The sequence below is a fragment of the Anabaena sp. FACHB-83 genome (genome assembly GCF_014697485.1).
Lineage (GTDB): Bacteria > Cyanobacteriota > Cyanobacteriia > Cyanobacteriales > Nostocaceae > Nostoc_B.
This window is the reverse complement of sequence record NZ_JACJRY010000002.1, coordinates 1-25,903: the sequence shown is the minus strand read 5'-3', so window position 1 is coordinate 25,903 and position 25,903 is coordinate 1. Positions and strand designations below refer to the sequence as shown.

Annotated in this window: 28 protein-coding genes and 1 tRNA gene; 19 read left to right on the top strand and 10 right to left on the bottom strand. The window is 41.7% G+C overall.

The genetic code is table 11. The features are described 5' to 3' along the window. Positions 1-14 precede the first annotated feature (14 nt). Positions 15-374: a helix-turn-helix domain-containing protein gene (locus H6G79_RS02325; protein ID WP_190591809.1), complete on the top strand. Its 360-nt coding sequence runs from the start codon at positions 15-17 to the stop codon at positions 372-374. A 530-nt stretch (positions 375-904) separates the two neighbouring features. Here H6G79_RS02325 and H6G79_RS02320 read toward each other — a convergent pair. Further along, positions 905-977 (bottom strand) — tRNA-Arg (locus H6G79_RS02320). A gap of 46 nt (positions 978-1,023) precedes the next feature. Next, positions 1,024-2,202 carry a murein hydrolase activator EnvC gene (locus H6G79_RS02315; protein WP_190591808.1) on the bottom strand — a complete coding sequence of 393 codons (1,179 nt, stop codon included), beginning with the start codon at positions 2,200-2,202 and terminating at the stop codon, positions 1,024-1,026. 152 nt (positions 2,203-2,354) lie between these two features. Between H6G79_RS02315 and H6G79_RS02310 the strand changes: the two genes are divergently transcribed. The 11 genes from H6G79_RS02310 (at position 2,355) to H6G79_RS02260 (ending at position 10,874) form a co-directional block, all read left to right on the top strand. Beyond that, on the top strand, positions 2,355-2,648 hold the full coding sequence (locus H6G79_RS02310; RefSeq protein ID WP_190591807.1) for a hypothetical protein: 294 nt from the start codon (positions 2,355-2,357) through the stop codon (positions 2,646-2,648). Positions 2,649-2,729: 81 nt separating this feature from the next. Then, positions 2,730-3,926 carry a class I SAM-dependent methyltransferase gene (locus tag H6G79_RS02305; RefSeq protein WP_190591806.1) on the top strand — a complete coding sequence of 399 codons (1,197 nt, stop codon included), beginning with the start codon at positions 2,730-2,732 and terminating at the stop codon, positions 3,924-3,926. Positions 3,927-4,335: 409 nt separating this feature from the next. Next, positions 4,336-5,214 carry an NAD(P)-dependent oxidoreductase gene (locus tag H6G79_RS02300; RefSeq protein ID WP_190591805.1) on the top strand — a complete coding sequence of 293 codons (879 nt, stop codon included), beginning with the start codon at positions 4,336-4,338 and terminating at the stop codon, positions 5,212-5,214. 246 nt (positions 5,215-5,460) lie between these two features. Further along, positions 5,461-6,225, top strand: a complete 765-nt coding sequence (gene cysE / locus H6G79_RS02295; protein WP_190591880.1) for a serine O-acetyltransferase — start codon at positions 5,461-5,463, stop codon at positions 6,223-6,225. Then, on the top strand, positions 6,209-6,352 hold the full coding sequence (locus H6G79_RS02290) for a hypothetical protein (RefSeq protein ID WP_190591804.1): 144 nt from the start codon (positions 6,209-6,211) through the stop codon (positions 6,350-6,352). Before cysE ends, H6G79_RS02290 begins: the two co-directional genes overlap by 17 nt. Positions 6,353-6,426: 74 nt before the next feature. Next, positions 6,427-6,867 (top strand): cyanase, encoded by a 441-nt coding sequence (cynS, locus tag H6G79_RS02285; RefSeq protein ID WP_190591803.1) that lies wholly within the window; start codon positions 6,427-6,429, stop codon positions 6,865-6,867. A 177-nt stretch (positions 6,868-7,044) separates the two neighbouring features. Further along, the gene (gene coaE, locus H6G79_RS02280; protein WP_190591802.1) at positions 7,045-7,644 is read left to right on the top strand and encodes a dephospho-CoA kinase; all 600 of its coding nucleotides are present in this window, start codon (positions 7,045-7,047) and stop codon (positions 7,642-7,644) included. Positions 7,645-7,872: 228 nt separating this feature from the next. After that, complete coding sequence (locus tag H6G79_RS02275) at positions 7,873-8,604, top strand: pyridoxine 5'-phosphate synthase (RefSeq protein WP_190591801.1); 732 nt, start codon at positions 7,873-7,875, stop codon at positions 8,602-8,604. A gap of 238 nt (positions 8,605-8,842) precedes the next feature. After that, a complete protein-coding gene (locus tag H6G79_RS02270) occupies positions 8,843-9,562 on the top strand; it encodes an ester cyclase (RefSeq protein WP_190591800.1) in 720 nt (239 codons plus the stop codon). Between the two features lie 62 nt (positions 9,563-9,624). Next, on the top strand, positions 9,625-9,954 hold the full coding sequence (locus tag H6G79_RS02265) for an MgPME-cyclase complex family protein (RefSeq protein ID WP_190591799.1): 330 nt from the start codon (positions 9,625-9,627) through the stop codon (positions 9,952-9,954). A gap of 263 nt (positions 9,955-10,217) precedes the next feature. Beyond that, positions 10,218-10,874 (top strand): hypothetical protein, encoded by a 657-nt coding sequence (locus tag H6G79_RS02260; protein ID WP_190591798.1) that lies wholly within the window; start codon positions 10,218-10,220, stop codon positions 10,872-10,874. 48 nt (positions 10,875-10,922) lie between these two features. Here H6G79_RS02260 and H6G79_RS02255 read toward each other — a convergent pair whose 3' ends face one another. The 3 genes from H6G79_RS02255 to folD all read right to left on the bottom strand — a co-directional run bounded on the left by H6G79_RS02255 (position 10,923) and on the right by folD (position 13,649). Further along, a complete protein-coding gene (locus H6G79_RS02255) occupies positions 10,923-11,378 on the bottom strand; it encodes a divergent PAP2 family protein (RefSeq protein WP_190591797.1) in 456 nt (151 codons plus the stop codon). A 337-nt stretch (positions 11,379-11,715) separates the two neighbouring features. After that, positions 11,716-12,645: a geranylgeranyl diphosphate synthase CrtE gene (crtE, locus tag H6G79_RS02250; RefSeq protein WP_190591796.1), complete on the bottom strand. Its 930-nt coding sequence runs from the start codon at positions 12,643-12,645 to the stop codon at positions 11,716-11,718. 128 nt (positions 12,646-12,773) lie between these two features. After that, positions 12,774-13,649 (bottom strand): bifunctional methylenetetrahydrofolate dehydrogenase/methenyltetrahydrofolate cyclohydrolase FolD, encoded by an 876-nt coding sequence (folD, locus tag H6G79_RS02245; protein ID WP_190591795.1) that lies wholly within the window; start codon positions 13,647-13,649, stop codon positions 12,774-12,776. 375 nt (positions 13,650-14,024) lie between these two features. Here folD and H6G79_RS02240 point away from each other — a divergent pair, with 375 nt between their 5' ends. Together H6G79_RS02240 and H6G79_RS02235 are read left to right on the top strand one after the other, a co-directional pair. Then, entirely contained in the window at positions 14,025-14,405 is a 381-nt protein-coding gene (locus tag H6G79_RS02240) for a hypothetical protein (protein ID WP_190591794.1), read from the top strand. Positions 14,406-14,422: 17 nt separating this feature from the next. Continuing rightward, positions 14,423-14,863 (top strand): NUDIX hydrolase, encoded by a 441-nt coding sequence (locus tag H6G79_RS02235; RefSeq protein ID WP_190591793.1) that lies wholly within the window; start codon positions 14,423-14,425, stop codon positions 14,861-14,863. A gap of 80 nt (positions 14,864-14,943) precedes the next feature. Here H6G79_RS02235 and H6G79_RS02230 read toward each other — a convergent pair whose 3' ends face one another. From H6G79_RS02230 to H6G79_RS02210, 5 genes are all read right to left on the bottom strand, one after another. Next, the gene (locus tag H6G79_RS02230) at positions 14,944-16,677 is read right to left on the bottom strand and encodes a hypothetical protein (RefSeq protein ID WP_190591792.1); all 1,734 of its coding nucleotides are present in this window, start codon (positions 16,675-16,677) and stop codon (positions 14,944-14,946) included. 243 nt (positions 16,678-16,920) lie between these two features. Next, a complete protein-coding gene (locus H6G79_RS02225; protein WP_190591791.1) occupies positions 16,921-18,831 on the bottom strand; it encodes an ABC transporter permease subunit in 1,911 nt (636 codons plus the stop codon). Positions 18,832-18,865: 34 nt separating this feature from the next. Then, positions 18,866-19,816, bottom strand: coding sequence for an ABC transporter ATP-binding protein (locus H6G79_RS02220; protein WP_190591790.1), 951 nt, complete (start codon positions 19,814-19,816; stop codon positions 18,866-18,868). A 391-nt stretch (positions 19,817-20,207) separates the two neighbouring features. Next, complete coding sequence (locus H6G79_RS02215; protein ID WP_190591789.1) at positions 20,208-21,074, bottom strand: mechanosensitive ion channel family protein; 867 nt, start codon at positions 21,072-21,074, stop codon at positions 20,208-20,210. 150 nt (positions 21,075-21,224) lie between these two features. Beyond that, positions 21,225-21,437, bottom strand: a complete 213-nt coding sequence (locus tag H6G79_RS02210) for a hypothetical protein (protein ID WP_190591788.1) — start codon at positions 21,435-21,437, stop codon at positions 21,225-21,227. A 101-nt stretch (positions 21,438-21,538) separates the two neighbouring features. Between H6G79_RS02210 and leuB the strand changes: the two genes are divergently transcribed. From leuB to H6G79_RS02185, 5 genes are all read left to right on the top strand, one after another. After that, positions 21,539-22,624: a 3-isopropylmalate dehydrogenase gene (gene leuB / locus H6G79_RS02205; protein ID WP_190591787.1), complete on the top strand. Its 1,086-nt coding sequence runs from the start codon at positions 21,539-21,541 to the stop codon at positions 22,622-22,624. A 93-nt stretch (positions 22,625-22,717) separates the two neighbouring features. Next, positions 22,718-22,978: a hypothetical protein gene (locus H6G79_RS02200; protein WP_190591786.1), complete on the top strand. Its 261-nt coding sequence runs from the start codon at positions 22,718-22,720 to the stop codon at positions 22,976-22,978. Positions 22,979-23,067: 89 nt separating this feature from the next. After that, complete coding sequence (locus H6G79_RS02195; protein ID WP_190591879.1) at positions 23,068-23,889, top strand: A24 family peptidase; 822 nt, start codon at positions 23,068-23,070, stop codon at positions 23,887-23,889. A 396-nt stretch (positions 23,890-24,285) separates the two neighbouring features. Next, a complete protein-coding gene (locus H6G79_RS02190; protein WP_190591785.1) occupies positions 24,286-25,317 on the top strand; it encodes a hypothetical protein in 1,032 nt (343 codons plus the stop codon). 90 nt (positions 25,318-25,407) lie between these two features. After that, a complete protein-coding gene (locus H6G79_RS02185; RefSeq protein ID WP_190591784.1) occupies positions 25,408-25,698 on the top strand; it encodes a hypothetical protein in 291 nt (96 codons plus the stop codon). Positions 25,699-25,903: the final 205 nt, after the last annotated feature.

The window sequence follows — 25,903 nt, the reverse complement described above, 5'->3', positions numbered from 1 at the left end:
CTAATAAAGTTACTATGAAAGCAGAAGCAGAAAGCGATCGCAGGTTAACTTGTGAGGTGGAAGCTACCCTCAAAGTAATTGGTGGACGCTGGAAGGTTTTAATTATTCGAGAATTAATAACTGGTGTCAAACGGTTTGGTGAATTGCAACGCAGTTTACCGGGAATCACACAAAAAATGTTGACTCAGCAACTCAGAGAAATGGAAGAAGATGGGATAGTACATCGACAAGTTTATGCTGAAATCCCTCCCAAAGTAGAATATTCACTCACAACTTTGGGGGAAAGTCTGAAACCGATCCTTTATGCAATGCACGACTGGGCTGTTGAACATTTACAACAGAATTCAGGAGTTAGAATTCAGAATTTGCAATAACTTTCTTGAATCACTCTCGATAGATAAAAGCTAGATTCCGCAGATATTAAGGCGGATTTATAGCGTTTCTTATTCTAGTGAAGTACAAGCAAAAATAATTAACCGCAGATGGACGCAGATAAATTTGTACCTCAGCAAACTAGGAAAGGCTATAATATCTGCGGAATCTGAGTTTAGAAAAATTCTACCAATTCGCAATTCACAATTCGCAATGACGCGACGCTCGTTCCTCGCTAACGCTTCGCTATCGCAGGCTCGCTAACGCTGCGCTAACGCAATTAAGAAATATAGCTCCAGTAAGACTTTCCTAATTTCTATCTGTCGCATTCTTTTCTGAAATTGGTATTATTTGCTTGATTACAAAAGTGAATATGTCTGACTTTGTACCATTTGACTGGAAAAATGATACAGATATGTAAGTAGCGCCTCGACTTTGATCGGTACAAGTCGTTCAGCGAACAGAAGCAGAGGTGTAGTTATGATCTACAATTCTTCAACGCGGACAAATAATTAGTTAATGTACAACACAACGAGCGCGGAGGGATTTGAACCCCCGACCCACAGAACCGGAATCTGTTGCTCTATCCACTGAGCCACGCGCCCTTAGTCTTCTGGATTATAGCATAGTTGTGATTAAGTTGGCAGACCATTAAAGAAAATCAGCCGGATTGATGGGTGTACCACGGCGACGCACTTCAAAATGCAGGTGTGGCCCGGTAGAAAAGCCTGTGGAACCAACAGCCGCGATCGCTTGTCCGCGCTGTACTCCCTGTCCTTCCGAAACAAACAATTCGCTACTATGTCCGTAGAGTGTAGTCAATCCGTTACCGTGGTCAATAATTACGGCTCTACCATAGCCACCATACCATCCGGCAAAAATGACAGTTCCAGAATCGGCGGCGCGAATTGTACTACCATAACTAGCCGCAAAATCCAAACCTGCATGAAAGCGACGATAGCCGAGAATTGGGTGTATCCGCCAGCCAAAGGGACTGCTAGTAGGTGCATTGCTGGGATAGGCAAACACACCTGTACCGCGAATGATCACACTATTGCGGCTGTTGGTTTTGCTGCGTCCTTCTAAGGCGGCGACTTTTTCTTGAATTAAGTTTTCTAAATTTTGGGAGTCTTTTGCTAATTGATTTTCGGCTGCTTCTAGGGCGAGGCGATCGCTATTTAACCGTTGAAGTAATTCTGCTTGTGACTGCGCTTGAGCTTGATAATCGGCTTTTTGTAAGAGTAATTGCTGACGAATTAAGGCAATTTCATTTTTTTGTTGTTCTACATCAGTTTTTTGCTGATTAATTTGTAGTGCTTGGACATTGAGTTTAGCTAAAATTTTCTGATCTGCTTGATAGACTAACTTTAGTTGGTGACGACGGCTGATAAAGTCACTGATATTTTGGCTTTGCATTAAAACTGCCCAGCCTTGACTAGCGTGCGATCGCTGGAGATAACGCAACCTAGCGACTGTGGCGATTTGTCGTTCTTCGTAGTTACGTTGCGCCACGGCTAAATCAGCTTCTAGCTTTTGCAGGCGTTGAGTTGCTTGGGCTAACCGCGATTCACTATCTTGAATTTGATTATTTGTGGTATTGATATTTTGATTGATACCTGTTAATCGGTTTTTTGCAGCATTATGTAAATTTGTCAAGCGATCGCGTTCCTGAATCACATTCTGGCGTTCTTGATTAATTTGTTCTTGCTGTTGTCGCAAGGTATCCACGGAGTCTGATGTTGCTGCATATCCCGCCGATAGGGAAATTAATACCAACCCAACACATAAAACATAAGCAAATCCCAGAAAAATGATTTTTAATGCTCTCATAGCGTGAGCCTAACCAAGCCAATGCTGCGAAACACTATGAGTATTCCCAAAATTCTGGTGTTTTGCTCAAGATAAGATGACTAATTTTGTCCCACAGTGGCGATCGCACTAAAGTTAAAGGTGGTGATCATAGTTAGTTTTCCGAAAGTTTTATGAAATCACGTATAGCAATTTTGTTAATTACCTTGGTTTTTCCAGGCTTGGCGGTAGTAGGAATATCACTTTATTGGTTTAACTTAGACTATGCTGCACTAGGCAAAGCTGAAAATTATGTGCAGAAACTAGTAGAAGAAAATAAAGTCAATGATAGACAATTAGAATACGCTTACCATCGGGCTTTTATTCATCGCATCAACGTATTCGCCGATGGTACATGGGGACTGTTGGGAGGTGTGATCACAGCACTAGGGATACATGGATTAGTAACAATTAAGGAAAAGCCATAAGGAAAATATCTATTGTAAATAAGAAGATACCAGACTTATTAATGAAGTCGGGGATCTGAAACCCACTGATCTAACTTGTTTATGAATTCTAACCCAGCGTTGTGTGCGGCCATCAGCGATCGCATTGCTAATAATCCGCAAAAGCGAATTACCTTTGCCGAATACATGGATATGGTGTTATATCACCCTGAACATGGCTACTATGCCAGTAAAGCCGTCAACATTGGGTTTAAAGGCGGTGATTTTTTCACATCTGTTAGTCTTGGCGCTGATTTTGGCGAGTTACTAGCAGAACAATTTTTGCAAATGTGGGAAATTTTAGGACAACCTAGACCTTATTCTTTGGTAGAAATGGGAGCAGGTCAAGGACTGTTGGCGTTACATATCCTCAACTATTATCAACGGCATTATCCTGATTTTTTACCAGCATTAGATTATGTGATTGTCGAAAAATCTCCCGAATTGCAGCAGGAACAACAGCAACGTTTACAAAATTATCCTGTGCGGTGGTGTAATTTAGCAGATATACCTAGCAACTCTATAACTGGCTGCTTTTTTTCTAACGAACTCGTCGATGCTTTTTCAGTGCATCAATTCATTTTACAAACTGGGGAATTGCGAGAAATTTATGTCACCTTACCCTCTGATGTAGAGCAAAATGAAAATTATCTGCTGTTAGAAGGGGAGTTTCAAGAAATCATTGGGGAAACTTCTACACCGCAGTTGACAAAATATTTTGAGTTGATAGGTATTGATTTAACTGCAAAAGTCTACCCCGATGGCTACCGCAGTGAAATTAATTTAGCGGCTTTAGACTGGTTGAGTATAGTAGCAGACCGCTTGCAACGCGGTTATGTGGTAACAGTTGATTATGGCTATCCTGCCCATCGCTACTATAACCCCAGGCGATCGCAAGGAACCCTCCAGTGCTACTACCAGCATCGCTACCATAACAACCCCTATATTAATCTTGGGCGACAAGATATCACCGCTCACGTTGACTTTACCGCCTTAGAACTGTGGGGTGAGCAATGTGGTTTAACCAAAATTGGCTTTACCCAACAAGGTTTATTTTTAATGGCGTTGGGTTTGGGAGACTCAATAGCCTCACTTTCCCATCAAGATATAGCGATCGCTCAGTTATTACAACGACGCGAGTCACTCCACAAACTTATTGATCCCACCGGGTTAGGAGGCTTTGGAGTCCTCATCCAAAGTAAAGGACTTCAAAATTTGGAAATTTCTCAACCCCTGAAAGGATTAATTGTGCCAAAGTAAAAGTAAGGGAAAAAATTAAAACTCTCTGTAAGTCGGCAGCATCACTGTTATATGGACTAGCATTACTATTGATTACTGCGAAATCCTGTATTTAAAAAAGCAACAAAAACCTATGAATACTCACGACTTGTTGATGCTAGTAATGCTACTTACACCCGGTATCTTACTATCTGTTGTCATTATGGCGACTTTTGCTGCTGGCGGTTGAATTTAAAGTGCTGAGTGCTGAGTTATCATTTTCTACTCCCCACTCCCTACTCCCTATTGACTCAGCCGCATCGGGTGAATTTGAGATTTAGGATGGCATCTTAAGTCTCAAATTACAAATCGCCAGCCAATTACAATCAAAAGATGAAAACGCGATTTCTGTCATAGACATCGCCTCAGCTTTATCAAAGGAACGTGAACAATGAAGGTGGCATTTCTGGGAACTGGACTGATGGGACAACCAATGGCTCAAAGGTTGTTAGCAGCCAATATACACGTAGTTGCCTACAATCGCACCCCAGAAAAATTAGCACCATTACAAGCAGCCGGCGCAGAAATCGTCACACAACCCCGTCAGGCCATTCGTGCTGCTGATTGCATTATTTTAATGCTGACTAACGCCGCAGCTATTTATCAAGTCTTACTTTCAGATACAGCTTGGCGTACCCTAGAAGGACGCACAATTATTCAAATGGGGACAATTACACCCACCGAAAGCCAAGAAATTCGAGATACCATAATTGGCGGTGGTGGTGAATATATAGAAGCACCCGTATTAGGCAGCATTCCCGAAGCCAAAAGCGGGCAATTAATTGTCATGGTAGGCGCAACTTCCGACCAATACCAAAGGCATTTACAGTTACTGCAAAACTTTGGCCCAGAACCTTTACTAATTGGCCCTGTGGGGACAGCCGCCGCCTTAAAATTATCTCTCAATCAATTAATCGCTTCTTTAACAACCAGCTTTGCTCTCAGTCTGGCTTTTTTACAGCGTCAAGGTGTCAATATTGAATCTTTTATGCAGATTTTACGCCAAAGTTCTTTGTATGCACCGACTTTTGATAAAAAGCTGCAAAGAATGTTAGAGGAAGACTACACAAACCCCAATTTTCCGACCAAACATTTGCTCAAAGATACAGACTTATTTATCTCAGAAGCCAAAGCTTTGGGTTTAGACCTCAGTAGCATTGAGTCTGTGCGCCACATTTTAGCTACAGCCATGAAAATGTCATTTGCTAATGATGATTATTCATCAATCTTTTCCGCTATTAAAGAATGGGGAGATTCTGGGGCGGAGTGAGTGGGAGTGGACTAGGGGCAGGGAGAAGGGAGACAAGGGAGACAAGGGAGACAAGGGAGACAAGGGAGACAAGGGAGACAAGGGAGACAAGGGAGACAAGGGGGACAAGGGAGCAATCTTTCTACCGTGTCTACCCCTTCTCCCGTGTCTACCCCCTCAGCACTCAGCACTCAGCACTTTATCAACCAAGCACTCAAAAAGATAATATGGTATGGTAGCTCGTTTGCTTTTCGAGGGTACTATTGCGTGCTATCTACTCTACGTGCCGATTTCCGCATCATTTTTGAACGTGACCCAGCCGCCCGTAACTGGTTAGAGGTTTTGGTTTGTTACCCTGGCTTGCAAGCCCTAATTTTTCACCGACTGGCTCACTGGCTACATCACTTTGGTCTTCCCTTTATTCCCCGCTTCATTTCTCACCTCTCTCGGTTTTTGACTGGGATCGAAATTCACCCAGGTGCAACTATTGGGCAAGGTGTATTTATTGACCACGGTATGGGTGTGGTGATTGGTGAGACGGCAATTATAGGTGATTATGCTCTGATTTATCAAGGTGTCACTTTGGGCGGAACTGGTAAACAAAGTGGTAAACGCCATCCTACAGTCGGTGAAAACGTTGTAGTTGGTGCTGGCGCAAAGGTATTAGGCAATATTCACATTGGTAATAACGTCCGCATTGGTGCTGGGTCAGTTGTGCTGAGAGATGTGCCTTCTGATTGTACAGTCGTCGGTATTCCTGGACGGATTGTCTATCGTTCTGGAGTCCGCGTTGCACCTTTGGAACACAACAACTTACCAGACTCAGAAGCGGAAGTGATTCGCGCTTTAGTCGATCGCATTGAAACTTTAGAACAACAAATCCAAAATCTCCAGCAACTACAAATTGCTGCTAAAACTCCTGTATTAGTTGGTGCGGTAGCTGTCCAAGAACCTGAACCAAAATCAGAGGCTCCTTTGTGTAGTCTCAGAGACAAAGCAATTCAAGAATTTCTTGATGGTGCGGGGATTTAACTCTGCTGGGGTGAATGTAGACGCTCACACCAATCAGCTGGTAGGAGTAAGTAGTTCATCAAATCAAGATGTCGATAAACTGGATCAATGGGTAGAAAAAGGTACAGTAGTTGAAATTTTACCTTAAGCTCAACATCCAGACTGTCTTGGCAAAGTATACTATCCCTGGTTCAAAATCCAAAATTAGTATCAGAGTGTACTATGTCCATTCCCCCATTAACTCAAAAGCTGCTGGCTGCTAAAAAACTCAAAGGATTAACCTTTACAGATTTAGAACAAGTTTTAGGACGTGATGAAGTCTGGATTGCGGCGTTGTTTTATCGTCAAGCAACAGCTTCTCTAGAAGAAGCACAAAAACTAGCTGATGTGTTAGGGCTTGATTCTGAAGATATTGCGGAACTAATTAGCTATCCCACCAAAGGTTTAGGCCCTGTTGTCCCAACCGATCCCTTAATTTATCGGTTCTATGAAATTATGCAAGTTTATGGTTTCCCAATCAAAGAAGTTATTCAAGAAAAATTCGGTGATGGGATTATGAGTGCAATTGATTTTACCTTAGACATCGAAAAAGTCGAAGACCCCAAAGGCGATCGCGTGAAAGTCACCATGAATGGTAAATTCTTACCTTACAAGAAGTGGTGAAAAAGTGCTGAGTGCTGAGTGCTGAGTAAAGAGTAAGGAGTAAAGAGTAATGAGTGATGAGTGCTAAACTCTTCCTTGTCTCCCTTGTCCCCCATATCTCCATATCTCCCATATCTCCCTCATCCCCCAACCCAGAGAATAGGGAGAAAATCACAAATGACCAATGACAATTGACTAATGACCAAACGCATCATCGCTTTAACTGGAGGAATTGCTACAGGTAAAAGCACTGTTGCTAATTATTTAGCCAGTGCTTACAACTTGCCGATTTTTGATGCTGATATTTATGCTAGGGATGCAGTCTCTATTGGTTCACCTATTTTAAAGGCGATCGCACAACGTTACGGTGAACAAATCTTACTTTCTGATGGTAATCTCAACCGTCAAAAATTAGGCGAAATTATTTTTCAAAATCAACAAGAACGCCAATGGATAGAAGATTTGATTCACCCTTATGTGGCTAACTGTTTTCTGCAAGCAATTGCAACATCTACCGCCGAAACTTTGGTGTTTGTTATTCCACTGCTGTTTGAAGCAAAAATGACATATTTGGTTACAGAAATTTGGGTGGTCAGTTGTTCAGAAACACAACAGTTGCAAAGATTAATTCAGCGCAATCATCTTCATCCAGAACAAGCACAAGCAAGAATTCAAAGCCAACTACCTTTAGCCGAAAAAATATCCCGTGCAGATGTTGTTTTAAATAATTCTTCTACCCCAGAATCATTGCTGAATCAGGTGGATGTGGCTTTCCAAAAAAATACAAATTTATCATAAACCCAAGAGACTTAGGACTTAAGCAAAAACCCTCTCAAATCCTCTTAACTTCGTGTCCTTTGCGCTCTTTGCGGTTCGTTTTTTCATGATTTTGCGTAAGTCCTGAGACTGAAAGTCTGAGGAGATCAGAACAAAGCCTGTTAACTGTCGGGGAAGCCACTACCTCACTTTACAACTCCGATTTCCGCTAAAATCAAGTTCGGAGGACTGTTAATCGGGAGACTAGGGTTGCCTACACTTGGAGTTAACATTGACCATATCGCTACCATCCGACAAGCGCGGCGGACGGTGGAACCAGACCCTGTGGCGGCGGCTGTGCTGGCAGAGTTAGGGGGTGCAGATGGAATTACAGTACATTTGCGGGAAGACAGGCGGCATATTCAAGACCGAGATGTGCGGTTACTGCGGCAAACAGTGAGAACACATCTTAATTTGGAGATGGCTGCTACTGAAGAAATGCTGGCGATCGCGCTTGACATTAAACCAGATTATGTCACTCTAGTTCCAGAAAAGCGCGAAGAAGTCACCACCGAAGGCGGACTCGATATTGTTGGGCAAATTGCTAGAATAGGAGAGATTGTCGATAAATTGCAGAGTGCTGGCATTCCTGTCAGTTTGTTTATCGACGCTGAACCTGCACAAATTGAAGCATCTGTCAAGGTGCAGGCAAAATTTATTGAACTGCACACTGGCCAGTATGCTGAAGCCCATGATGAAACCAGCCGACAAAAGGAACTAGCAATTTTGGCTACAGGGTGTGAACAAGCAATTAAAGCCGGACTGCGGGTCAATGCTGGTCATGGACTCACGTACTGGAACGTTCATCCAGTCGCCGCCCTACCCGGAATGGAAGAACTCAACATCGGTCATACTATCATCAGTCGGGCAGCCCTAGTCGGGATAGAAAGAGCAGTCCGGGAGATGAAACAAGCAATTAGAGTGCTGAGTGCTGAGTGCTGAGTGCTGAGTAAAAATTACGTAGTAATTTTTACTTTACTCGGATTCAGTAAATATCTCACCAAGTTAAGTGCAGTCTTTTAACTCAGCACTTTCAACTCAGCACTCAGCACTATTATCAAGAGGGGTTGTAACTGCGAAATCCAGAAAAAAGTATGAAGTGTGAAGTGTGAAATAAGTATTTTCAGCCTTTATCCTTCAACCTTCAGCTTTGTTGGTTAAATTTTCAATTTAGACTTTTATGACCTCAACACAATCTCAAGACTTACCGCTTTGGGTACAGGATAGGGATAAAGTTATCGCCGCCAGCACTGATGCAGAGTGGCGTTATCAAACACCTCCTGATTATTCTCGTTCAAAAGAAAATCTTGCCAAAGAAAGTGTATGTAATCATGTTGAAGGATCGTTAGAGGCGATCGTGCAGAACTTGGTAAGAACCTTCGAGATGGAGGTATCATTCAAATCTAACCCGCAGCAGTGGTTATCGGTTGTGAGTGACAAGTTTCGCGTTAGTACCAATGGCGGCCCTGAATATACCGCCGCAGAATTAGGCAACCAAGGTACTTACAATTTATTCATGGCTGATTCTGAACATTACAAAGCTTCCGAAGAAAGCTTTGAATCATCAGCTAAAATCTTCCACACAACATTTCCCCAAGGTTTCCCTTGGGAAGTGCTGGAAGTGTACTCAGGGCCACCAAATGTAGCATTCAAGTGGCGACACTGGGGACATTTTAGAGGCGAATACAAAGGTTATGCGCCCACTGGAGAGACAGTTGAAATTGTCGGGACGAGTATAGCTCGTGTCACCGATGATTTAAAAATTATTTCCGTAGAACACTATTTTGACAACACCCTGTTTTTAGAAAAACTGACAGCTGGTGGTAAACAAACAAATAGTGAAACTAAAGGAAGTCGTTGTCCCTTCAGTTCTTGGTTCCAAAGATTTCGGAAGAGTTAGTTAAATAGGGTACAGAGTTAATTCTGTACCCTGTTTAAACCGTTAGTAACCCAAGGATGAAAATGCAAACATATTATTACGTTTTAGCCAGCCAACGCTTTCTAGTCCAAGAAGAACCTTTAGAAGAAGTGCTGAAAGAACGCACCCGCCATTATCACGAAAATGAAAAGCAAATTGATTTTTGGTTAGTACAGCAACCAGCCTTTTTAGAAGCGCCAGAAATGGCAGCAGTTAAAGCACAGTGTCCTAAACCCGCAGCTGCGATTATTTCGACAAATCCCCAGTTTATCACTTGGCTGAAACTGCGCTTGGAGTATGTAATTACTGGTGATTTTAATGCACCATCTGTAACAATTCCCGATCCTTTGGCTTCTCTTGCGAGTGTTTCTTAAGCAAGAGTCAATAGTCATTGGTCATTAGTCATTAGTTTTGATATGGCAGTAGCCAAGTTGCTTAGGAAATCAGTAAATATCAAAGACAGCAAAAGACTTTTAACTCTGTCACCTGTAGCCTGTAACCTGTCTCCTGCTATACAGTATGTTAGATTGTCTGACTGTAAGACAACATTAATTTACAAATGACCAAGGACAAATGACAAATGACCATTGACTATTGACGAACTACTAAAATAGAATTTTTTTAAAAAATCCAGCTTATGCGTCCCAACTTTGTGCAGAGAGTTCAGGTTATATCTGGTGGATTGGTAATTGCGATCGCAGGTTTAATCAATACTACAATTTCTGTTAACGCGCAACAAAAACTGCCTGTCTGCCAACCGCCAAATCCTGGAGAATATTTATTACTAGTAATAACGCCCACACCTGAGTATCAAAAGCAATTGCGGAGTGCTTTACCAAACGAAATTGCCACTACTAACTGTCAATACCTCACCGATACAGTCACGCGAATAGGTGGTTTTAACAAAATTGACGATGCAAATCGTTGGGCTAGGTATATCAATAATATTGTTGGTTTATCTGCCATCATCACAACCAAGCCTGCTGAAGTTGCTCAACAAGCAGCCGCAACAACACCAACCGTTAGCTATAACCCCCAACCATTAGGGCAAGGCTACGCCGTACTGGTAGATTACTACAACCGTCCAGAACTAGCGAATAGCGTCCAGCAAGTTGTCGGTGGTAATGTTGGTTTTGCCTCTTACGGACAACGCCCTTATTTGTTAGCTACTCACACTACCAACCAACAACAAGCATACAACACCCTACAAAAACTCAACGAACGCGGCTTTTTTGCCATCCTCGTTGATAGTCGCAAAGTTGTGTTACTGCGTTCCGCCGTCAAAGTGCAGTAGTGTTAGGAGAGAAGGGGGACAAGCTGAGTATTGACTTTTGATCCTTGACTAATAAGCCGTCCTAGCTAACCAGTAAATTGTGACTCCCAAAGCTGAACCAGCGATGACTTGTACTGGTGTGTGTCCCAGTAACTCTTTGAGTCGGTCTTGGCTAAACTCGTGCTTTTCATCAAATAATTCCGCAATCATTTGATTGAGTATTCGTGCTTGTTTACCCGCAGCTTGGCGGACTCCAGCCGCATCGTACATCACGATGATGGCAAACACGGTAGCTAAGGCAAACTCCGGGGATGACCAACCGACAGTTTGTCCAATACCTGCGGCTAAGGCTGTTACTAAAGCTGAATGGGCGCTAGGCATACCGCCAGTCGTGACTAAAACACGGACATTCAGTTTTTGATTTTTGACGACATCGATAACCAGTTTCAAAGCTTGAGCAATGAAACAGGCTACCAGGGCTACCAGCAGCACCCGGTTGTTTAATATATCGGCTATGTCCTGCATGGTGTTTTAGTTCAGTTAGTTAAAATTAGCGTAATTATTTTGTAAGTAAAAATTTAGACGCAACCCAAAATTCTAAATCTCAAAAGGAACCATAGCAAAGTGCTGAGTGCTGAGTATAAACTCAGTATTCTCAGTATGTTCAGACAGCAACATAGTTTTAATCTATGCTTTGACTGCTCTAATTCCAAATATTGTGTGAGGTTTTTGGAGTAGCCTATTAGTATAAGACTATGAATCCAACTTTTGTAAAATATTTACTAGGAAGTGGTTTAACTTCCAGTAATGCTGATTCACCACAAGGTAGCGGCTCCAAAATTTAAAATCCAATTGGTTTGTCCTAGTTATTGCGATTCACAATAAAGTGGGCTATGGCTTTGAGTGGTTGTGCCAGACTACCATAAGGTTCTAATTCTGCACAAGCTGACTCAATTAGCTGTTGAGCTTTAGCGCGTGATTCCTCAATTCCCCACAGGCTAGGATAGGTAACTTTCTTGGCTACGAGGTCTTTACCCGCCGTTTTGCCCAATTGTTCTTGAGTGGCTGTGACATCCAAAATATCATCAATAATTTGGAATGCTAGACCGATGTTTTGTGAGTAGCGAGTTAATCTTTGTATGTCGTCTGCGGCGGCTCCAGCTAAGATACCACCACAAACAACGCAAGCTTCCAAAAGGGCCGCAGTTTTATGGTTGTGAATAAAGTTGAGGGTTTCGAGGGAAATATCAGATTTACCTTCTGATTCCAAATCTACCACTTGCCCACCCACTAAGCCTGCTGCGCCCAAGGCTCTGCCTAAGCGAGCAATTACCTGCAAAACTTTATCTCTAGGAACATTCTCTGGTGTTTTAGTGGCAACTAGTTCAAAAGCAAAGGCGAGTAAGCCATCGCCTGCCAAAATTGCAATATCTTCGCCATAGACTTTGTGATTGGTCAACATTCCACGACGATAATCATCATTGTCCATTGCTGGCAGGTCATCGTGAATTAATGACATTGTGTGAATCATTTCGACGGCACAAGCTGTAGGCATAGCCATTTCGATAGTACCGCCCATCATTTCACAGGTAGCAAGACAGAGAATGGGACGTACCCGCTTACCTCCAGCTAGGAGAGAGTAGCGCATTGATTCATAAATTGTTTCTGGATATATGACGGGCATTGATTTATCCAGAGCAGTATCACAAAGCTTTTGGCGCTCTTTGAGATAGGCGACAAGGTTAAAGGTTGCTGTTTCTGGCATCTTCTGAAGGTTATCAGCTGCTACCATTCTTATAATTCCTTCAATTTTTGGCTTTTGGCTGTTTGTCTTATACGTCACAATTTTACGGGGCTTTGGTGCTGAAAAGTTATGCAGGATGAATCGGGAGTTAAAAATTCATAACTGATATCTTTTGACTAGCTTGTAGTCCGCAAATAGCTGGTAAATGTATTTTGCAATAATATGGCAACGGTCATAGGGCCGACACCGCCAGGAACTGGGGTGAAATATTCTGCCACACCTGCAATTGATTCCAAATCGACATCGCCGACTAAGCGACTATTGCCATTGGCATCAGTGACGCGGTTCATCCCCACATCTACCACGATCGCACCCTGTTTTACCATGTCGGCGGTAATGAGTCCTGGACGACCAACGGCGGCGATGATAATATCGGCATTCTTGGTGATGCTGGCAAGATTTTGCGATCGCGAGTGGGCAATGGTAACAGTAGCATCCGCTTCTAGTAGCATCAAAGCCATTGGCTTTCCTACTAAAATACTGCGCCCTATCACCACTGCATTTTTTCCCCGCAAAGGAATATTATATTCTGCCAGCAAGTGCATGACTCCCGCAGGAGTGCAACTACGTAAACCACTTTCACCGCGTACTAGTCGCCCTAAATTAACTGGGTGCAGTCCATCCGCATCTTTATCGGGATGTATTTGATGTAACAAAGAGACTGCATCCAAATGGTCAGGTAAGGGGAGTTGCACCAAAATTCCATCAACTCGATTATCTTCATTGAGTTCGGCAATAACCGCCTCTAATTCTTTTTGGCTAGTTTCTTGAGGAAAATGCTTACCAAAAGAAGCAATACCCACCTTAGCGCAGGCTTTTTCTTTATTGCGGACATAAGCTGCTGATGCGGGGTTGTCACCAACCATCAACACGGCTAAACCAGGAGGACGGCCTACTTTGGCTTGTAATTGGTGAATTTGGGTTTTAAGTTGCTGGTGAATTTTTGCTGCTAAGGCTTTACCATCAAGAAGTTTGGCAGTTGTTGTTTCCATGAGAATCCTCAGAAGATTCGCCTCTAAAATCCAAAATGTAAATTGTCTGTAGCGAAGTCAACGGTTTGAAAGGTTTTTGGCTGTTAATTGTTGTTGCGCCTCTCCTACCACAAGACCATACTTGTTCATCTTCTCAGATCCCTTGTCGAATCTGACGGATAAAACTATGAAATCTTAGAGGGAGGGAGTGGGGAATGGGGTGTAGAGAAGGGTGTCAGGGTGTAGGGGGTTGAAGAGGAGAAATTACAATCATTTCTCCCTTGTCGCCCTTGTCTACCTTGTCTCTCACCAAACCCATCAACCGGGGAACAGAGAACGGCTAAAACTCAACAGGTAATAGTACAACAGAAGAACTACCCATTCCCTATGAGACTGATGCACAAATCGCCAAATTATTACCGTATACTTTGCTATTTTGTCCTAGTGGCGGGACTTTCTGGCTGTGCGGCTTGGAGGCTTCCAGAAATCAAAGGTAGCAATTTCATTTTTGGTAGCAATGTGACTCAAATTGCCGAAATTCAAGCCAAACCCAACACACAGGCGACTGTGTATATTCAAGGTAAGGTAGAAAAGCAAGTCCCACTGATGAAGCAGTGGGCATACCAAATTGATGATTCGACTGGCAAAATTTGGGTAATTACCAATCAAAGCAATTTGCAAAAAGGTACTCAAGTAGTATTAAAAGGTAAAGTTAGCTACAAAAGTATCCCCATCGCTGGGCAAGATTTTGGCGAAGTATATATAACAGAAGAGTGATTTTAAGTGTAAATTTTATGACTAATCAATTACCAGAAGTAGCGATCGCCATTCTCTACCAAGACAATAAGTATCTCATGCAACTGCGCGACAATATCCCCACGATTGCGGCGGCTGGTTGCTGGGCTTTTTTTGGCGGACATATCGAACCCGGTGAAACACCAGCCGTCGCCGTCCAACGGGAAATTCTCGAAGAAATTGGTTATGTTTTACCAACATTCGCTGAATTTGGCTGCTATCCCGATGAAAAAGTCATCCGCCATGTTTTTCAAGCACCTTTGTTGGTAGACATCAATCAACTAATGCTGAATGAAGGCTGGGACATGGGACTGTTAACAGCCGAAGACATCCGCCGTGGTAATTGTTACTCAGCCGTAGCCGAGGAAGTTAGACCATTGGGGACAATGCACCAAAAAATTATGCTGGATTTTATTAGTAAGCGAGAGAGTGGGGAGTAGCTGACAGGTGTAGGTTTTTTACATTTCACCCCTACACCCAATCCCCACAGACAATTTTTGTGCGTAAGTCCTGAGCTATTTTAGCTAATAGCAGATTCAGTTCCTGCTAACAATGCTTTAGTTGCAGACTCTCCTGCTTTTTTCAACTTGCGCGTTAGTTGAGATATTAAAAATGTTGCGATCGCAAAATGTCCTAAGATTGCCAGAAAATAAGCCAATGGTAATCCATCTCCGCTTCTTGATGAGGATAAAGCAATGAGTGGTGCAGCAATGGAAAATAGCCAAACTACAGGGTAGTTGTCAGGTCTATTCAAGAATATCCCTAAGAAAATTGGGTGGATGATAATAACAGACATTAACACCCCTGCTGCCCATAATTGGCGCTGTTCATTTTTCATAAAGAGAATTAACTGAGTTAAGGCTGCATAGATCACAGCTAAACTCCCTGCAAACAGCAGCGCCATCCAAGTATTCATTTTATCTTCGATACTGACTTGGGAAATCAAAGCAAAGCAGCTTAAGCAAGTCACAGACATGATAGCATTAATAGCGATCGCTAAAATTCCTGGGCTTTTCTCACCCCAAATTAAATCATCAGTTAAACTAGTTTTACCTAATTCTTTGGGTTGCGTAATATGTCTGTATCTAGCCCAATCTTGCAGTGTTTGACGACCAGGAATAATCGCAGCAATTAAATATAAAAATAGCCCCAAATTCAAAATCATTAAAAGTCCGATGTTTTCTTGAAGTACATAACTATAACTTCTAGATGGGCCATCAAATATTAACTCTCGCCAATCAGCGCATCCTAAAATGATGAGATTAAAAACAGCAGTTAGTAAATAACTCTGCTTTTTGCTCAACATAGTTACATTAGGATCACGAAAGCAACGCTGTAAAGATTGCCAAAAAAAGTATGCACCGATAAAATAAACTGCTACTGCAAAGACAGCCGTAGTAATAAAACTTTCTCCTATGGAGAAAATGAACCAAGAAAAAGATTTGAAATTGGGAATAGCAAAACTAAATTTTCTGTCTATTTCAATGTCAAAATATGGCATTAAAAAATATGGGTTAAGTAGCCCAAAAAAATTAACTGGATTATTAGTAGGGAAATTAGACGTGAAAGTTTGTTTGGTAAATATGAGGTATCCTAATAATGCGCCACTGCCTAACCAAGGCTGAAAACCCCCTAACCAAGAACCCACCAAACCAAATATTAATGCAGCACTGTAGTATAAAAAACTAGCCCCAATGACTACTGCATCAAAACTGATAATTTCCATCACATGAATTTTGGCATTCAAACCCATCCAGAAATGCAAAGGTAATGCTAATACTACAGCCACATAAAGTAAAGCGGGAACACCAAGCATTTTTCCCAATAAAATACTCTGTGGTGATTGGGGACTCAGGCGGATAAAATTTAGGGTATCGCGTCTTTGTTCGGTAGCTAAGTCATTAATTAGTAGATAACTACCTGCTGCTAATAAACCAAAGCTCACAATAATATTTAACCAAGTAAAGACATCCCAAGACCACAATTGCCAATTGATAATCGCATTACCAAAACCATCAGCAAGACATCCAGGTAAGTCATATTTTGTTGTACCAGTGCAGTATCTATTAGTCAGATTTTGTACTGCATCATAGCGTGTAGGTAACTGGGCTTGAAAGGATATAAATAAGATAAATTGACCCAGCAATGATAATGCAGATGTTAATAAAATATTTCGGGGTTTTAGCCGTCCTTTAAGTTCCCGAAATAACTGCGGATTCCCGTTTCCTAAGTAATTTATTAAGGCTTCTATCATGAATATTTCTCCTCAGTAACTAGTTAATTATCTATCTGAATCTGGTTTGATTTCTGAATGTACTTATGTAGGAAAAGAGTAGGAAATAGGGAGTAGGAAAGAAGCTTTGTATAAGTCCAGTTATTTTTTACCTAATCAAAGATTAGCCCTACATAGCAATCATAAATGCTATACAAATATTCCTCTACCTTGTCTCCCCTGTCTCCCTTGTCTACTTTTTCAAATAAGTTCCTTGCTGATTAATTACCGTCCGGCTAATAATGCTTTCGTTGCAGATTCCCCAACTAACTTCACCTGATTGGCCAAATTTACATTTAACAAAGCTAAAACAGTGAACTCAGCTAAAAGCGACATAAAAGTTGTTGTTGTAGCTGAGTATTCCAAAGCAGCCCAAGGAAAATTAGAAAATAACCAAAACATAGTATTAGTTTCAGGTCTGATTTCTAATAGAGCCAAAATTATTGGTGGCACAAACATTAATATCCCTAGAATAATGCTAGACAAAAACACCCGCTTGGAAGTTTTTAACAATAGGATGCTTTGTAATATGGTGGCATAAATCATCGTTATAGCAATGAACATCGCCACTCCTAAAATAGCTTTCAGCCTGCCAATTCGGTTCACCCAATCAATAGCATTGTAATGATGGATATTCAAAGCTGGAGCGAGTAAAATCCATACTATTAAGGGGATAGTTATGATTATTAAACTCAACCCAACTGAAACTATTACAGGACTTTTATCCTGCCAAATTAAATCACGCCATACAGATTTATTACTAAAAGCATCGCTACTAGATGTTTGTTGATGACGATATCTTGCCCAATCTTGTACTTGTTGTCTACAAGGAGACAAAATCATAAACAAACAAGTTAGTAAAACGAAGTTAAGAAATATAAGCCAGAAGAAGTTTTGACCTATTTGATAATTCAAGTCATAGTAGCAATTTATTGGTTCATTATTTCGGTAAGCAAGGCAGTAATTTTTGGTATATTGCAGTGTAAATCCCCAAAAAATTACTTGATAGCCAGCTACCAATAAGTAACTTTGTCCTTTACTAAGTAAGGTAGCATTAGGATTACGAAACCGCCTTCCAAGTGCTTGCCAAATCCAATAGCAGCCAACACCATAATTGAGTAGGTGTAACCCTGTAAATGTGAAAACATTTTTTCCTAATGGTAGGTAAAAAAATTGAGTTTCTGCTAACAATGATGGGTTGCTGTTCTTCAAAAGATTTGGGAACATATATTTCAGCATATCGAACGGGGTTAGTAGCCTCAGCCAAGCTGCTGTGGTGTGTAAATCTTCGCTACTAAATGCAAATTGCATTGCATTTAGCAAAAATATGAAAACTGCACCACTAGCCAACCAAGGCTGAAAACCACTCAATCGATTACTCATTAAACTGAATAATAATGTGGCGCTGTAGAAGAAGAAGCAACTAGCAGCTAAGACGATATAAAAGCTAACAATATAACTGATGTTAACTTGGGCAGAAATTCCTGACCAAATATGCAAAGGAACCGCCAGCAAAATTACTAAGTAAATAACAATTGGCACTCCTAGCATTTTGCCAGTTAAAATGCTAGTTTCTGGCTGGGGACTGAGGCGGATGAAATTCAGCGTACCGCGCTTTTCTTCTTGAGCAAGATTGTTGACTAGTAAATATGTCCCAGCAACTAATAGTGTGTAGATAAAAACTATGCAGAGTGTGATAAATATATATTCCCAGTGGTCACGCCACCACATTTGAAAGTTAATTTCGGAAATGGGACATGGCTGCTGATATAGGGTATATTCTAACTGTTTTTGCTGTGCTTTGAGGGATTGTAATTTATCTTGGGATTCCAGTAGTTTTGAGAGATCATAGTTTTGCTTAGTGCTGTAAAAATTGACTTGCTTTTGAGTCTGATCTATGAGTTTATAACCTGAGTCAATTTGCTTTTGATAAACCTTGCCCAGATTACAATAAAAGTTATTCATGGGATATTTATTATTAGGATATTCTCTAAGATGATAGATAAACAATCCTAACTGAGCGATTAGTGAGATAGCGAAGGCAAATATTACGTTAAAAACTTTAAGACGACCTTTAAGTTCTCGTAAAAGCTGAGGATTCCAATCGCCAATTTTATCCAAAAAGTTGAGATACATAGGAAGAATTATTCTAAGTTAAAAATTTGATATTTTAGGATGCTTGTTTATGACCAAGCTTGAGGAAAATGCTTTCTAGGTCTTCTTGGGTGCAATGAAAGTCAGTGATGGGGATATTAGCTTGAATTAGCGATCGCAATAATTCTGCACAAGCATTCTGATCACCAGAAAAATTCACGCGCAGATTATTCCTCCCAGGTAAAACTTCCCATGCTTCTACCAAAGGATGATTTTTTAATTCACTAATTACAGGATCAATTTTTCCCAAGGTTGACAACATAATTTGTTGTCGAGCCAAACGCTGATAAAGTTGTTTGAGTGAAGCACTTTCTACTAAAAAACCTAACTCCATAATTCCAATTGAAGTACACAGTTCCGCTAAATCGCTGAGAACATGGGACGAAATTAAAATTGTCATCCCAGCTTCTTGCAATGCTTTGATAATTTCGCGGAATTGCATTCTGGCGATGGGGTCTAGTCCCGATACAGGTTCATCTAGGAGTAATAAAATTGGCTCATGGATGATAGTGCGTGCTAAACTGAGGCGCTGTTTCATCCCCCGCGACAGTGTAGAAATTAAGCTGTTGCGTTTATTACCTAATTGAATGAGTTCTAAAACTTCGTGTAGACGCTGAGTACGACGTGGTTCGCGCAAACGATACAACCGCGCAAAGTAATCAAGGTAATCCCAAACAGTTAAATCTTCATACAGGGGATAGTCATCGGGTAAGTAGCCAAGACGACGCTTGATAGTCGGGTTACTCTTGTCCCGTACCATGCGATCGCCGTTAATATATATCTCACCCGTAGTTGGTTCTTCAGCCGTTGCTAACATCCGAATGAGAGTTGTTTTACCCGCACCATTCGGCCCTATCAGTCCGTATACTTCACCCGTTTCGATTTCTAAATGAACATCATTTACGGCTATGTACCGTTCAAATTGCTTAGTAAGTCCACAGGTGCGAATTGCTAATTCTTTTACCATATCTAAAAGAGTACGGTGGTTAATTACACACTAACCTAGCCTCTCTTTAGCCCTGTTGTCAGTCTCGTTTCCAAAATTGAAACTGAGTTATGATCAAATTTGTCTTCAGTGTTTAAATATACAGCTAATAACATTTCAGGCTGATAAAAAAGTAGGTAAAGTATATAACTTACCTACTTGTTCGCAAATATTCTATTTTTTGAGAGATTTTGACAAATTAACAAGACTTACGCACAAAGATTATCTGTGGAGATTGGGTGAAAGGGTGAAAGGGTTTGGGGTGTAAGGATTTTGAATAAGTACACTCTATACCCCTAAACCCTCGCCAAAGCCCTTGATTTTTCGTTTTTATGCGGAAGTCCTGATTAAATTGGATTTGATATGTGCAAACTTAACTCATCATCGAGGCAGATGACATCACAGATTCACCATCATTGACTGTTCCATTAGAAGATTGACTACTAAAGGCGTAGCGTTGTTCAGGAATGGGATAACCAGCTTCACCAAATGCTTCACGTATGGCTTTGTTGGTGTCAAAATAAACTTGCCAGTAGTGGTCATTATTGCAGTAGGGACGTACGGCTAATACTGGCCCTGCTAAATTAAAGGTGATAATTTCTACATCTGGCACAGGATTATTGACTACGTTGGGAATTTGGCTGATTCTGGCTTTGAGACGAGCGATCGCATCATTATGATCAACATCGTGATGTAGTTGTGCCAGCAAATCAACTCGACGGTAAGGATTAGCTGAGAAATTTTGAATATTATCAGAAAAAATCTTATTATTAGCGACAATGGTTAACACATTATCGGGTGTGGTGATATTGGTCGTGAACAGTCCAATTTCTGTAACTGTACCTGTGATACCTGCGGCTGTGATAAAGTCTCCAACTTTAAATGGGCTAAAGACAATCAAAAACGCCCCAGCTGCAAAGTTAGCTAACAATCCACCCCAAGCTGCACCAATCGCCACACCAGCAGCCGCTAATAATGCAGCAAACGAAGTGGTTTCAATACCGAAAAAGCCGAGAATGGCGACAACTAAAACAATTCTTAAAGTTACGCCGATGATATTCAGCAAGTAGTTAACTAGAGTTGGATCAACGTGTTGACTGCGGAAACCACGTCTGACTAATTTGAGTGCAAAATCAATCAACTTCTGTGCCACAATCCACAGAGCGATCGCACCCAGGATTTTCAAGCCAAATGTCGTTAACAGTGCAACTGCTACTTGACCAATTTGATTAAAATTCATAAACTTTTTTATTTCTTGCTAGTTTTATCAAAAACATTACAAGAAACTGAGCAAAAAGTTTTCAGGAACAGTTTTTTTTTAATGTTTGAGTAAATACCAAAAACTGTTACTCTATTAAAGTTAGTCAGAATTAGTTTATTATCCGCACTTTTATTGTGTTTTTCGATGCTCTTCAATTCTGCTAAAGATGTCATCGATTGTTGAATTTCCTAAAATTTGATCTCTATCTTTTGTGTAATCTCCACTACCTTTTTCAAATTGCTGCATAAATCTTGCCATTCCAGCAGGGCCAAGAGCTTTTGTCAAGGCTTCTATTCCCAACCTTCTAATTTCAGCTTGAGTGAGTTTAGTCACGTCTAGCATTGATTACCTCCAATACCCACTGCAAAAATTAAAGCTTCCAGATGTGCATCTTGCTCGGTATGATATTTAATCTGCAAGCATTTACCTAATAGAAACTAGCTATGACTCAAAACTACCGCATTACCTTACTTCCCGGCGATGGCATTGGCCCTGAAATTATGGCAGTGGCGGTAGATGTGCTGAAAGTCGTAGGGAAAAAATTTGATATTGAGTTTGCCTTCCAAGAAGCTTTAATTGGTGGTGCAGCCATTGACGCGACGGGCGAACCGCTACCAGCCGCTACCTTAGATACTTGTCGCAATAGTGATTCTGTATTACTCGCCGCTATTGGTGGTTATAAGTGGGATACTCTACCATCTCACCAACGCCCGGAAGCAGGTTTGTTAGGACTCCGCGCAGGTTTGGGGTTATTTGCTAATTTACGCCCCGCCCAAATTCTGCCGCAGTTAATTGACGCTTCCACTTTGAAACGGGAAGTTGTCGAAGGCGTAGATATTATGGTGGTGCGGGAACTCACTGGGGGAATTTACTTTGGTAAACCTAAAGGCATTTTTGAAACTGAGACTGGTGAGAAACGCGGTTTGAATACAATGGTTTACAGCGAGTCAGAAATTGAACGTATCGGGAGAGTTGCCTTTGAAGCTGCGAGAAAAAGAAGCGGTAGACTCTGTTCTGTGGATAAAGCTAACGTATTAGAAGTATCGCAGTTATGGCGCGATCGCATCACCAAACTGTCCGCCGAATATCCCGATGTCGAACTGTCTCACCTTTATGTTGATAATGCCGCAATGCAATTAGTCCGCGCTCCCAAACAATTCGATACGATTGTTACAGGGAACTTGTTTGGTGATATTCTCTCCGATGCTGCTGCTATGTTAACTGGCAGTATTGGGATGTTACCCTCTGCGAGTTTGGGTGCTTCTGGCCCTGGTGTATATGAACCAGTCCACGGTTCTGCACCGGATATTGCAGGACTTGATAAAGCTAATCCTCTGGCGCAGGTTTTGAGTGCCGCCATGATGTTACGCTACGGGTTAAATCAGCCACAAGCAGCAGATACCATCGAAAAAGCTGTGTTACAAGTTTTAGAGCAAGGCGATCGCACAGGCGATATCATGTCACCAGGAATGAACCTTTTGGGTTGTCAGGCAATGGGAAATTCCCTCATTCAAGCACTAGAGAAATAATTCTTTTTGCATAAACTCGCCAAATTGGCAATCTTTACAGAAAGTTTCGGGTACACTATAGACAAAATCTAGTAAGTAGATAGCAGTAACATAGTGTACGCTTTACGACAAGAGACAACTAATTTCACCGCCTCTAGAATCCAGCCACCTCTGATTGATCCCGCAATCATCAGGGCGGCTGGCAAGATTTACTACACTTATTGTGAAGTACATCCTGAAATTGCGGGGCAACCTTCTGGGGTAGCAATTAATCGTGTTACCCATCGAGGTAAAGTCATTTTTACTAACCAACCCGTTCTCTTACCGCAAGAATGTTTTGTGCCTCTAAATCAAATTGAGTCCCACATGTATTAGTTATGAGTCATTGGTCATTGGTCATTGGTCATTTGACAAAGAACAAATGACAAACGACAAATGACACAGAACAATTGACAAATGACTATATGGACTTTTTAATAGCCGTTCCGGCGATTATTGTTGTTTTCGCCTTGGGTGCATCTATAGGTAGCTTCATTAACGTTGTAGTTTATCGAATCCCTGCGGGGTTATCGATTCTTTGGCCGCCTTCCCGTTGCCCCCATTGCTTAAACCAGCTAAAAGCTTATGACAATGTACCCGTGCTGGGATGGTTGTGGTTACGCGGAAAATGCCGTTATTGCAAAAATAAAATAGCTGTTCGTTATCCCGTAGTAGAAGCAATAACGGGAATAATTTTTGTTGTGATTTTTTTAGTATTTCAAGTTTCCATCGCTACGTTAGGATATTGGGCTTTTTGTAGTTGGCTGTTAGCATTAGCCTTAATTGATTTAGATACCATGACTCTCCCCAATGACCTAACACAATCAGGTTTAGTGTTAGGCTTGGGATTTCAAATAATTAGCGGTTTTACCCAAGAAGCCAGCAGTGTGAGTATAGTTAGACACCTGATGATGGGGATAGTTGGTGCTGTTATTGGTTTATGGCTATTTGATGGCATCGCCTTTGGTGGTTCAATAGTTCTCGGTAAAACGGCGATGGGTGCGGGAGATGCCAAACTTGCAGCCATGATGGGAGCTTGGCTGGGTTGGCGATATTTGCTGTTAGCTAGTTTAATTGCCTGTACTGTGGGAGTATTAATAGGTGGATTAGTATTGGTGCGATCGCCTAAAAAAACCGGAGTAAAAATCCCCTTCGGCCCTTTTTTAGCAATAGGCGCAATCATCACTGTCTTTACTGGCCCAGTCATCTTATCGGCTTATTTGCAACTATTCAATTTATCTCAATAACATTATCCATCTTGTGGGGTGGGCATCTTGCCCACCCCACAAACTACTACTCTGACACCCTCAAACCCTTTCACCCACTCTCCATAGAAAATCTTTGTGCGTAAGTCCTGACTTCTAGATTTAACGAAATTAGATTTGCGTCGCTGAATATATGCAGCAATCAGCATCCATCACAAAGATTTTGTTAGTTGATGCTCAATCATATCCAATCTCGACGATCACTCTTTTGTTTCATCAAAGATGTCATGTAGCGATCGCAACCTCAGCACAAATTAGCTAAGTAACATTTTCGAGTTTCGCCAAACCAGGTTTGCACTAGCCAATCTGTATCTTATTCCCCACTCCCTAAAGATTGTGTCATAATAAGCCGACGCATATTTTAGTCAGTTATCCACCGTGCAAGATACCGACGCTATTAATGACCTTGCTGCTGCCCTACAACAGCCCACTGATCTTAGTTTTGAACTACCCGACCCAGAAGATGAGCAAATTCCTGAGTCTGATTTTTTACAGCAGTTAGATATAGCTTGGCAAGTATGCGATCGCTTTGACCTGCAAACAGAAATTTGGCGGGGACGAATTTTAAGGGCTGTACGCGACAGAGAAAAAAAAGGTGGCGATGGGCGGGGTACTGGCTTTCTCAAATGGCTCAAAGAAAGAGAAATTAGCAAGAGTCAAGCTTATTCTTGGATTCAACTAGCCAACAGTGCCGATACACTTTTAGAAGAAGGTCGCCTAGAACCAGCCGCAGTCAATAACTTTAGCAAACGAGCCTTTGTCGAAACGGCGAAATCGTCCCCAGAAGTCCAACAGATGGTGAGTGAAGCCGCCCAAAAAGGCGATCGCATCACCCGCCGCGAAGTCCGCCAACTCACCGATGAATGGATGGCGATGTCTTCAGATTTAATCCCGGAACCAGTCAAGGTAAAAGCCGCAGATAATTCCTTACCACCACGCTACATCGCGCCACTAGTCAAGGAAATGGAAAAACTGCCAGAACAGCACCAAAAATTTATTCAAAAAGAAATTATTGCCAACCCTGACGTAGACACTATCAAGCAAGTCACCACAGAAGCCCGTCAATTAGCCAAATATCTCAAATCTGCGGCACAAGTCCAAGCACTAGCTAAAGAAGACGTAGACATAGAAACTGCCTTAGAAGAAGCCCACAGAGTTGGCTGTTTAAGCGTTGCGGCTGATTTAGTCAATCAAGCTTCCCAAATGGAACAGCTGATTGGCAAGTTATACATGACATGGAAACGCATCAGCAGTTTAGCCGATAGATTGTATGTAGACACAGGTGCAAGTACACCAAACCTGCGATCGCTTTTGAGTTGCATTGAACCTCTTGGTACAGAAATCATGGAACTGCAACTAAGTGGCACAACCGATCATACAGTCCGTTTGCAAATTCAAGAAACAAATTGAAAATAACCAGTATTGTCGCCTTTAGTGGCGCGGAATGCTGTGTCAGTTAGGGTTTGGGCAAATTCCTTGTTATCAAACGGGGTTGTGTCCATGAACCAGCTGATACCGTTAGCGTCATCGTTGATGAGGATGGTTCCACCATTGGGGCGACCTTGTGCGTTGAATCCGGTGATTTTGGCTTCTGTCTGTCGTTCCCAAGAGCAAGGTAAAACTGAAAAAAGGCATAGTAATTTTTGGATAGGTTTATATGGTTTCAATTGGATAGTTGCTTGGCATGAGTGTCAAGCATGGGTCGAGGAACTGGTCGGTTCGATTCGCCATAAGCAGGCATATTATCAGCGAGATTTAAAGGCTATGAAGCTTATACAGCAAGCACTTTAACTAGTTTGTCGCCCCCTGAAGATATAAAGAGAAGAGAGAATAAAAACTAAAAAGCTCCTTAGTTGTAGAATTGTACTAAGGAGCTTTGAGTGTAAAAAGAGACCTGGCGCCGAGCAATTGTGGCAGGAGGCGACCCTCCAACTATCGTAGCCGCAGCAGCGTTTCACCTCTGAGTTCGGGATGTATCAGTGTGGTTCCACCGCGC

What these genes read in the sequence shown, in the direction of transcription:
- H6G79_RS02315 (WP_190591808.1), bottom strand. Translation starts at nt 2,202, where the DNA reads ATGAGAGCATTAAAAATCATTTTTCTGGGATTTGCTTATGTTTTATGT.
- H6G79_RS02240 (WP_190591794.1), top strand. Translation starts at nt 14,025, where the DNA reads ATGCACAAATCGCCAAATTATTACCGTATACTTTGCTATTTTGTCCTA.
- H6G79_RS02260 (WP_190591798.1), top strand. Translation starts at nt 10,218, where the DNA reads ATGCGTCCCAACTTTGTGCAGAGAGTTCAGGTTATATCTGGTGGATTG.
- H6G79_RS02305 (WP_190591806.1), top strand. Translation starts at nt 2,730, where the DNA reads ATGAATTCTAACCCAGCGTTGTGTGCGGCCATCAGCGATCGCATTGCT.
- H6G79_RS02235 (WP_190591793.1), top strand. Translation starts at nt 14,423, where the DNA reads ATGACTAATCAATTACCAGAAGTAGCGATCGCCATTCTCTACCAAGAC.
- H6G79_RS02300 (WP_190591805.1), top strand. Translation starts at nt 4,336, where the DNA reads ATGAAGGTGGCATTTCTGGGAACTGGACTGATGGGACAACCAATGGCT.
- H6G79_RS02310 (WP_190591807.1), top strand. Translation starts at nt 2,355, where the DNA reads ATGAAATCACGTATAGCAATTTTGTTAATTACCTTGGTTTTTCCAGGC.
- H6G79_RS02185 (WP_190591784.1), top strand. Translation starts at nt 25,408, where the DNA reads ATGAACCAGCTGATACCGTTAGCGTCATCGTTGATGAGGATGGTTCCA.
- H6G79_RS02195 (WP_190591879.1), top strand. Translation starts at nt 23,068, where the DNA reads ATGGACTTTTTAATAGCCGTTCCGGCGATTATTGTTGTTTTCGCCTTG.
- crtE (WP_190591796.1), bottom strand. Translation starts at nt 12,645, where the DNA reads ATGGTAGCAGCTGATAACCTTCAGAAGATGCCAGAAACAGCAACCTTT.
- H6G79_RS02325 (WP_190591809.1), top strand. Translation starts at nt 15, where the DNA reads ATGAAAGCAGAAGCAGAAAGCGATCGCAGGTTAACTTGTGAGGTGGAA.
- H6G79_RS02255 (WP_190591797.1), bottom strand. Translation starts at nt 11,378, where the DNA reads ATGCAGGACATAGCCGATATATTAAACAACCGGGTGCTGCTGGTAGCC.
- cynS (WP_190591803.1), top strand. Translation starts at nt 6,427, where the DNA reads ATGTCCATTCCCCCATTAACTCAAAAGCTGCTGGCTGCTAAAAAACTC.
- H6G79_RS02210 (WP_190591788.1), bottom strand. Translation starts at nt 21,437, where the DNA reads ATGCTAGACGTGACTAAACTCACTCAAGCTGAAATTAGAAGGTTGGGA.
- H6G79_RS02230 (WP_190591792.1), bottom strand. Translation starts at nt 16,677, where the DNA reads ATGATAGAAGCCTTAATAAATTACTTAGGAAACGGGAATCCGCAGTTA.
- H6G79_RS02270 (WP_190591800.1), top strand. Translation starts at nt 8,843, where the DNA reads ATGACCTCAACACAATCTCAAGACTTACCGCTTTGGGTACAGGATAGG.
- H6G79_RS02265 (WP_190591799.1), top strand. Translation starts at nt 9,625, where the DNA reads ATGCAAACATATTATTACGTTTTAGCCAGCCAACGCTTTCTAGTCCAA.
- H6G79_RS02225 (WP_190591791.1), bottom strand. Translation starts at nt 18,831, where the DNA reads ATGTATCTCAACTTTTTGGATAAAATTGGCGATTGGAATCCTCAGCTT.
- coaE (WP_190591802.1), top strand. Translation starts at nt 7,045, where the DNA reads ATGACCAAACGCATCATCGCTTTAACTGGAGGAATTGCTACAGGTAAA.
- H6G79_RS02290 (WP_190591804.1), top strand. Translation starts at nt 6,209, where the DNA reads ATGGTGCGGGGATTTAACTCTGCTGGGGTGAATGTAGACGCTCACACC.
- H6G79_RS02215 (WP_190591789.1), bottom strand. Translation starts at nt 21,074, where the DNA reads ATGAATTTTAATCAAATTGGTCAAGTAGCAGTTGCACTGTTAACGACA.
- folD (WP_190591795.1), bottom strand. Translation starts at nt 13,649, where the DNA reads ATGGAAACAACAACTGCCAAACTTCTTGATGGTAAAGCCTTAGCAGCA.
- leuB (WP_190591787.1), top strand. Translation starts at nt 21,539, where the DNA reads ATGACTCAAAACTACCGCATTACCTTACTTCCCGGCGATGGCATTGGC.
- H6G79_RS02220 (WP_190591790.1), bottom strand. Translation starts at nt 19,816, where the DNA reads ATGGTAAAAGAATTAGCAATTCGCACCTGTGGACTTACTAAGCAATTT.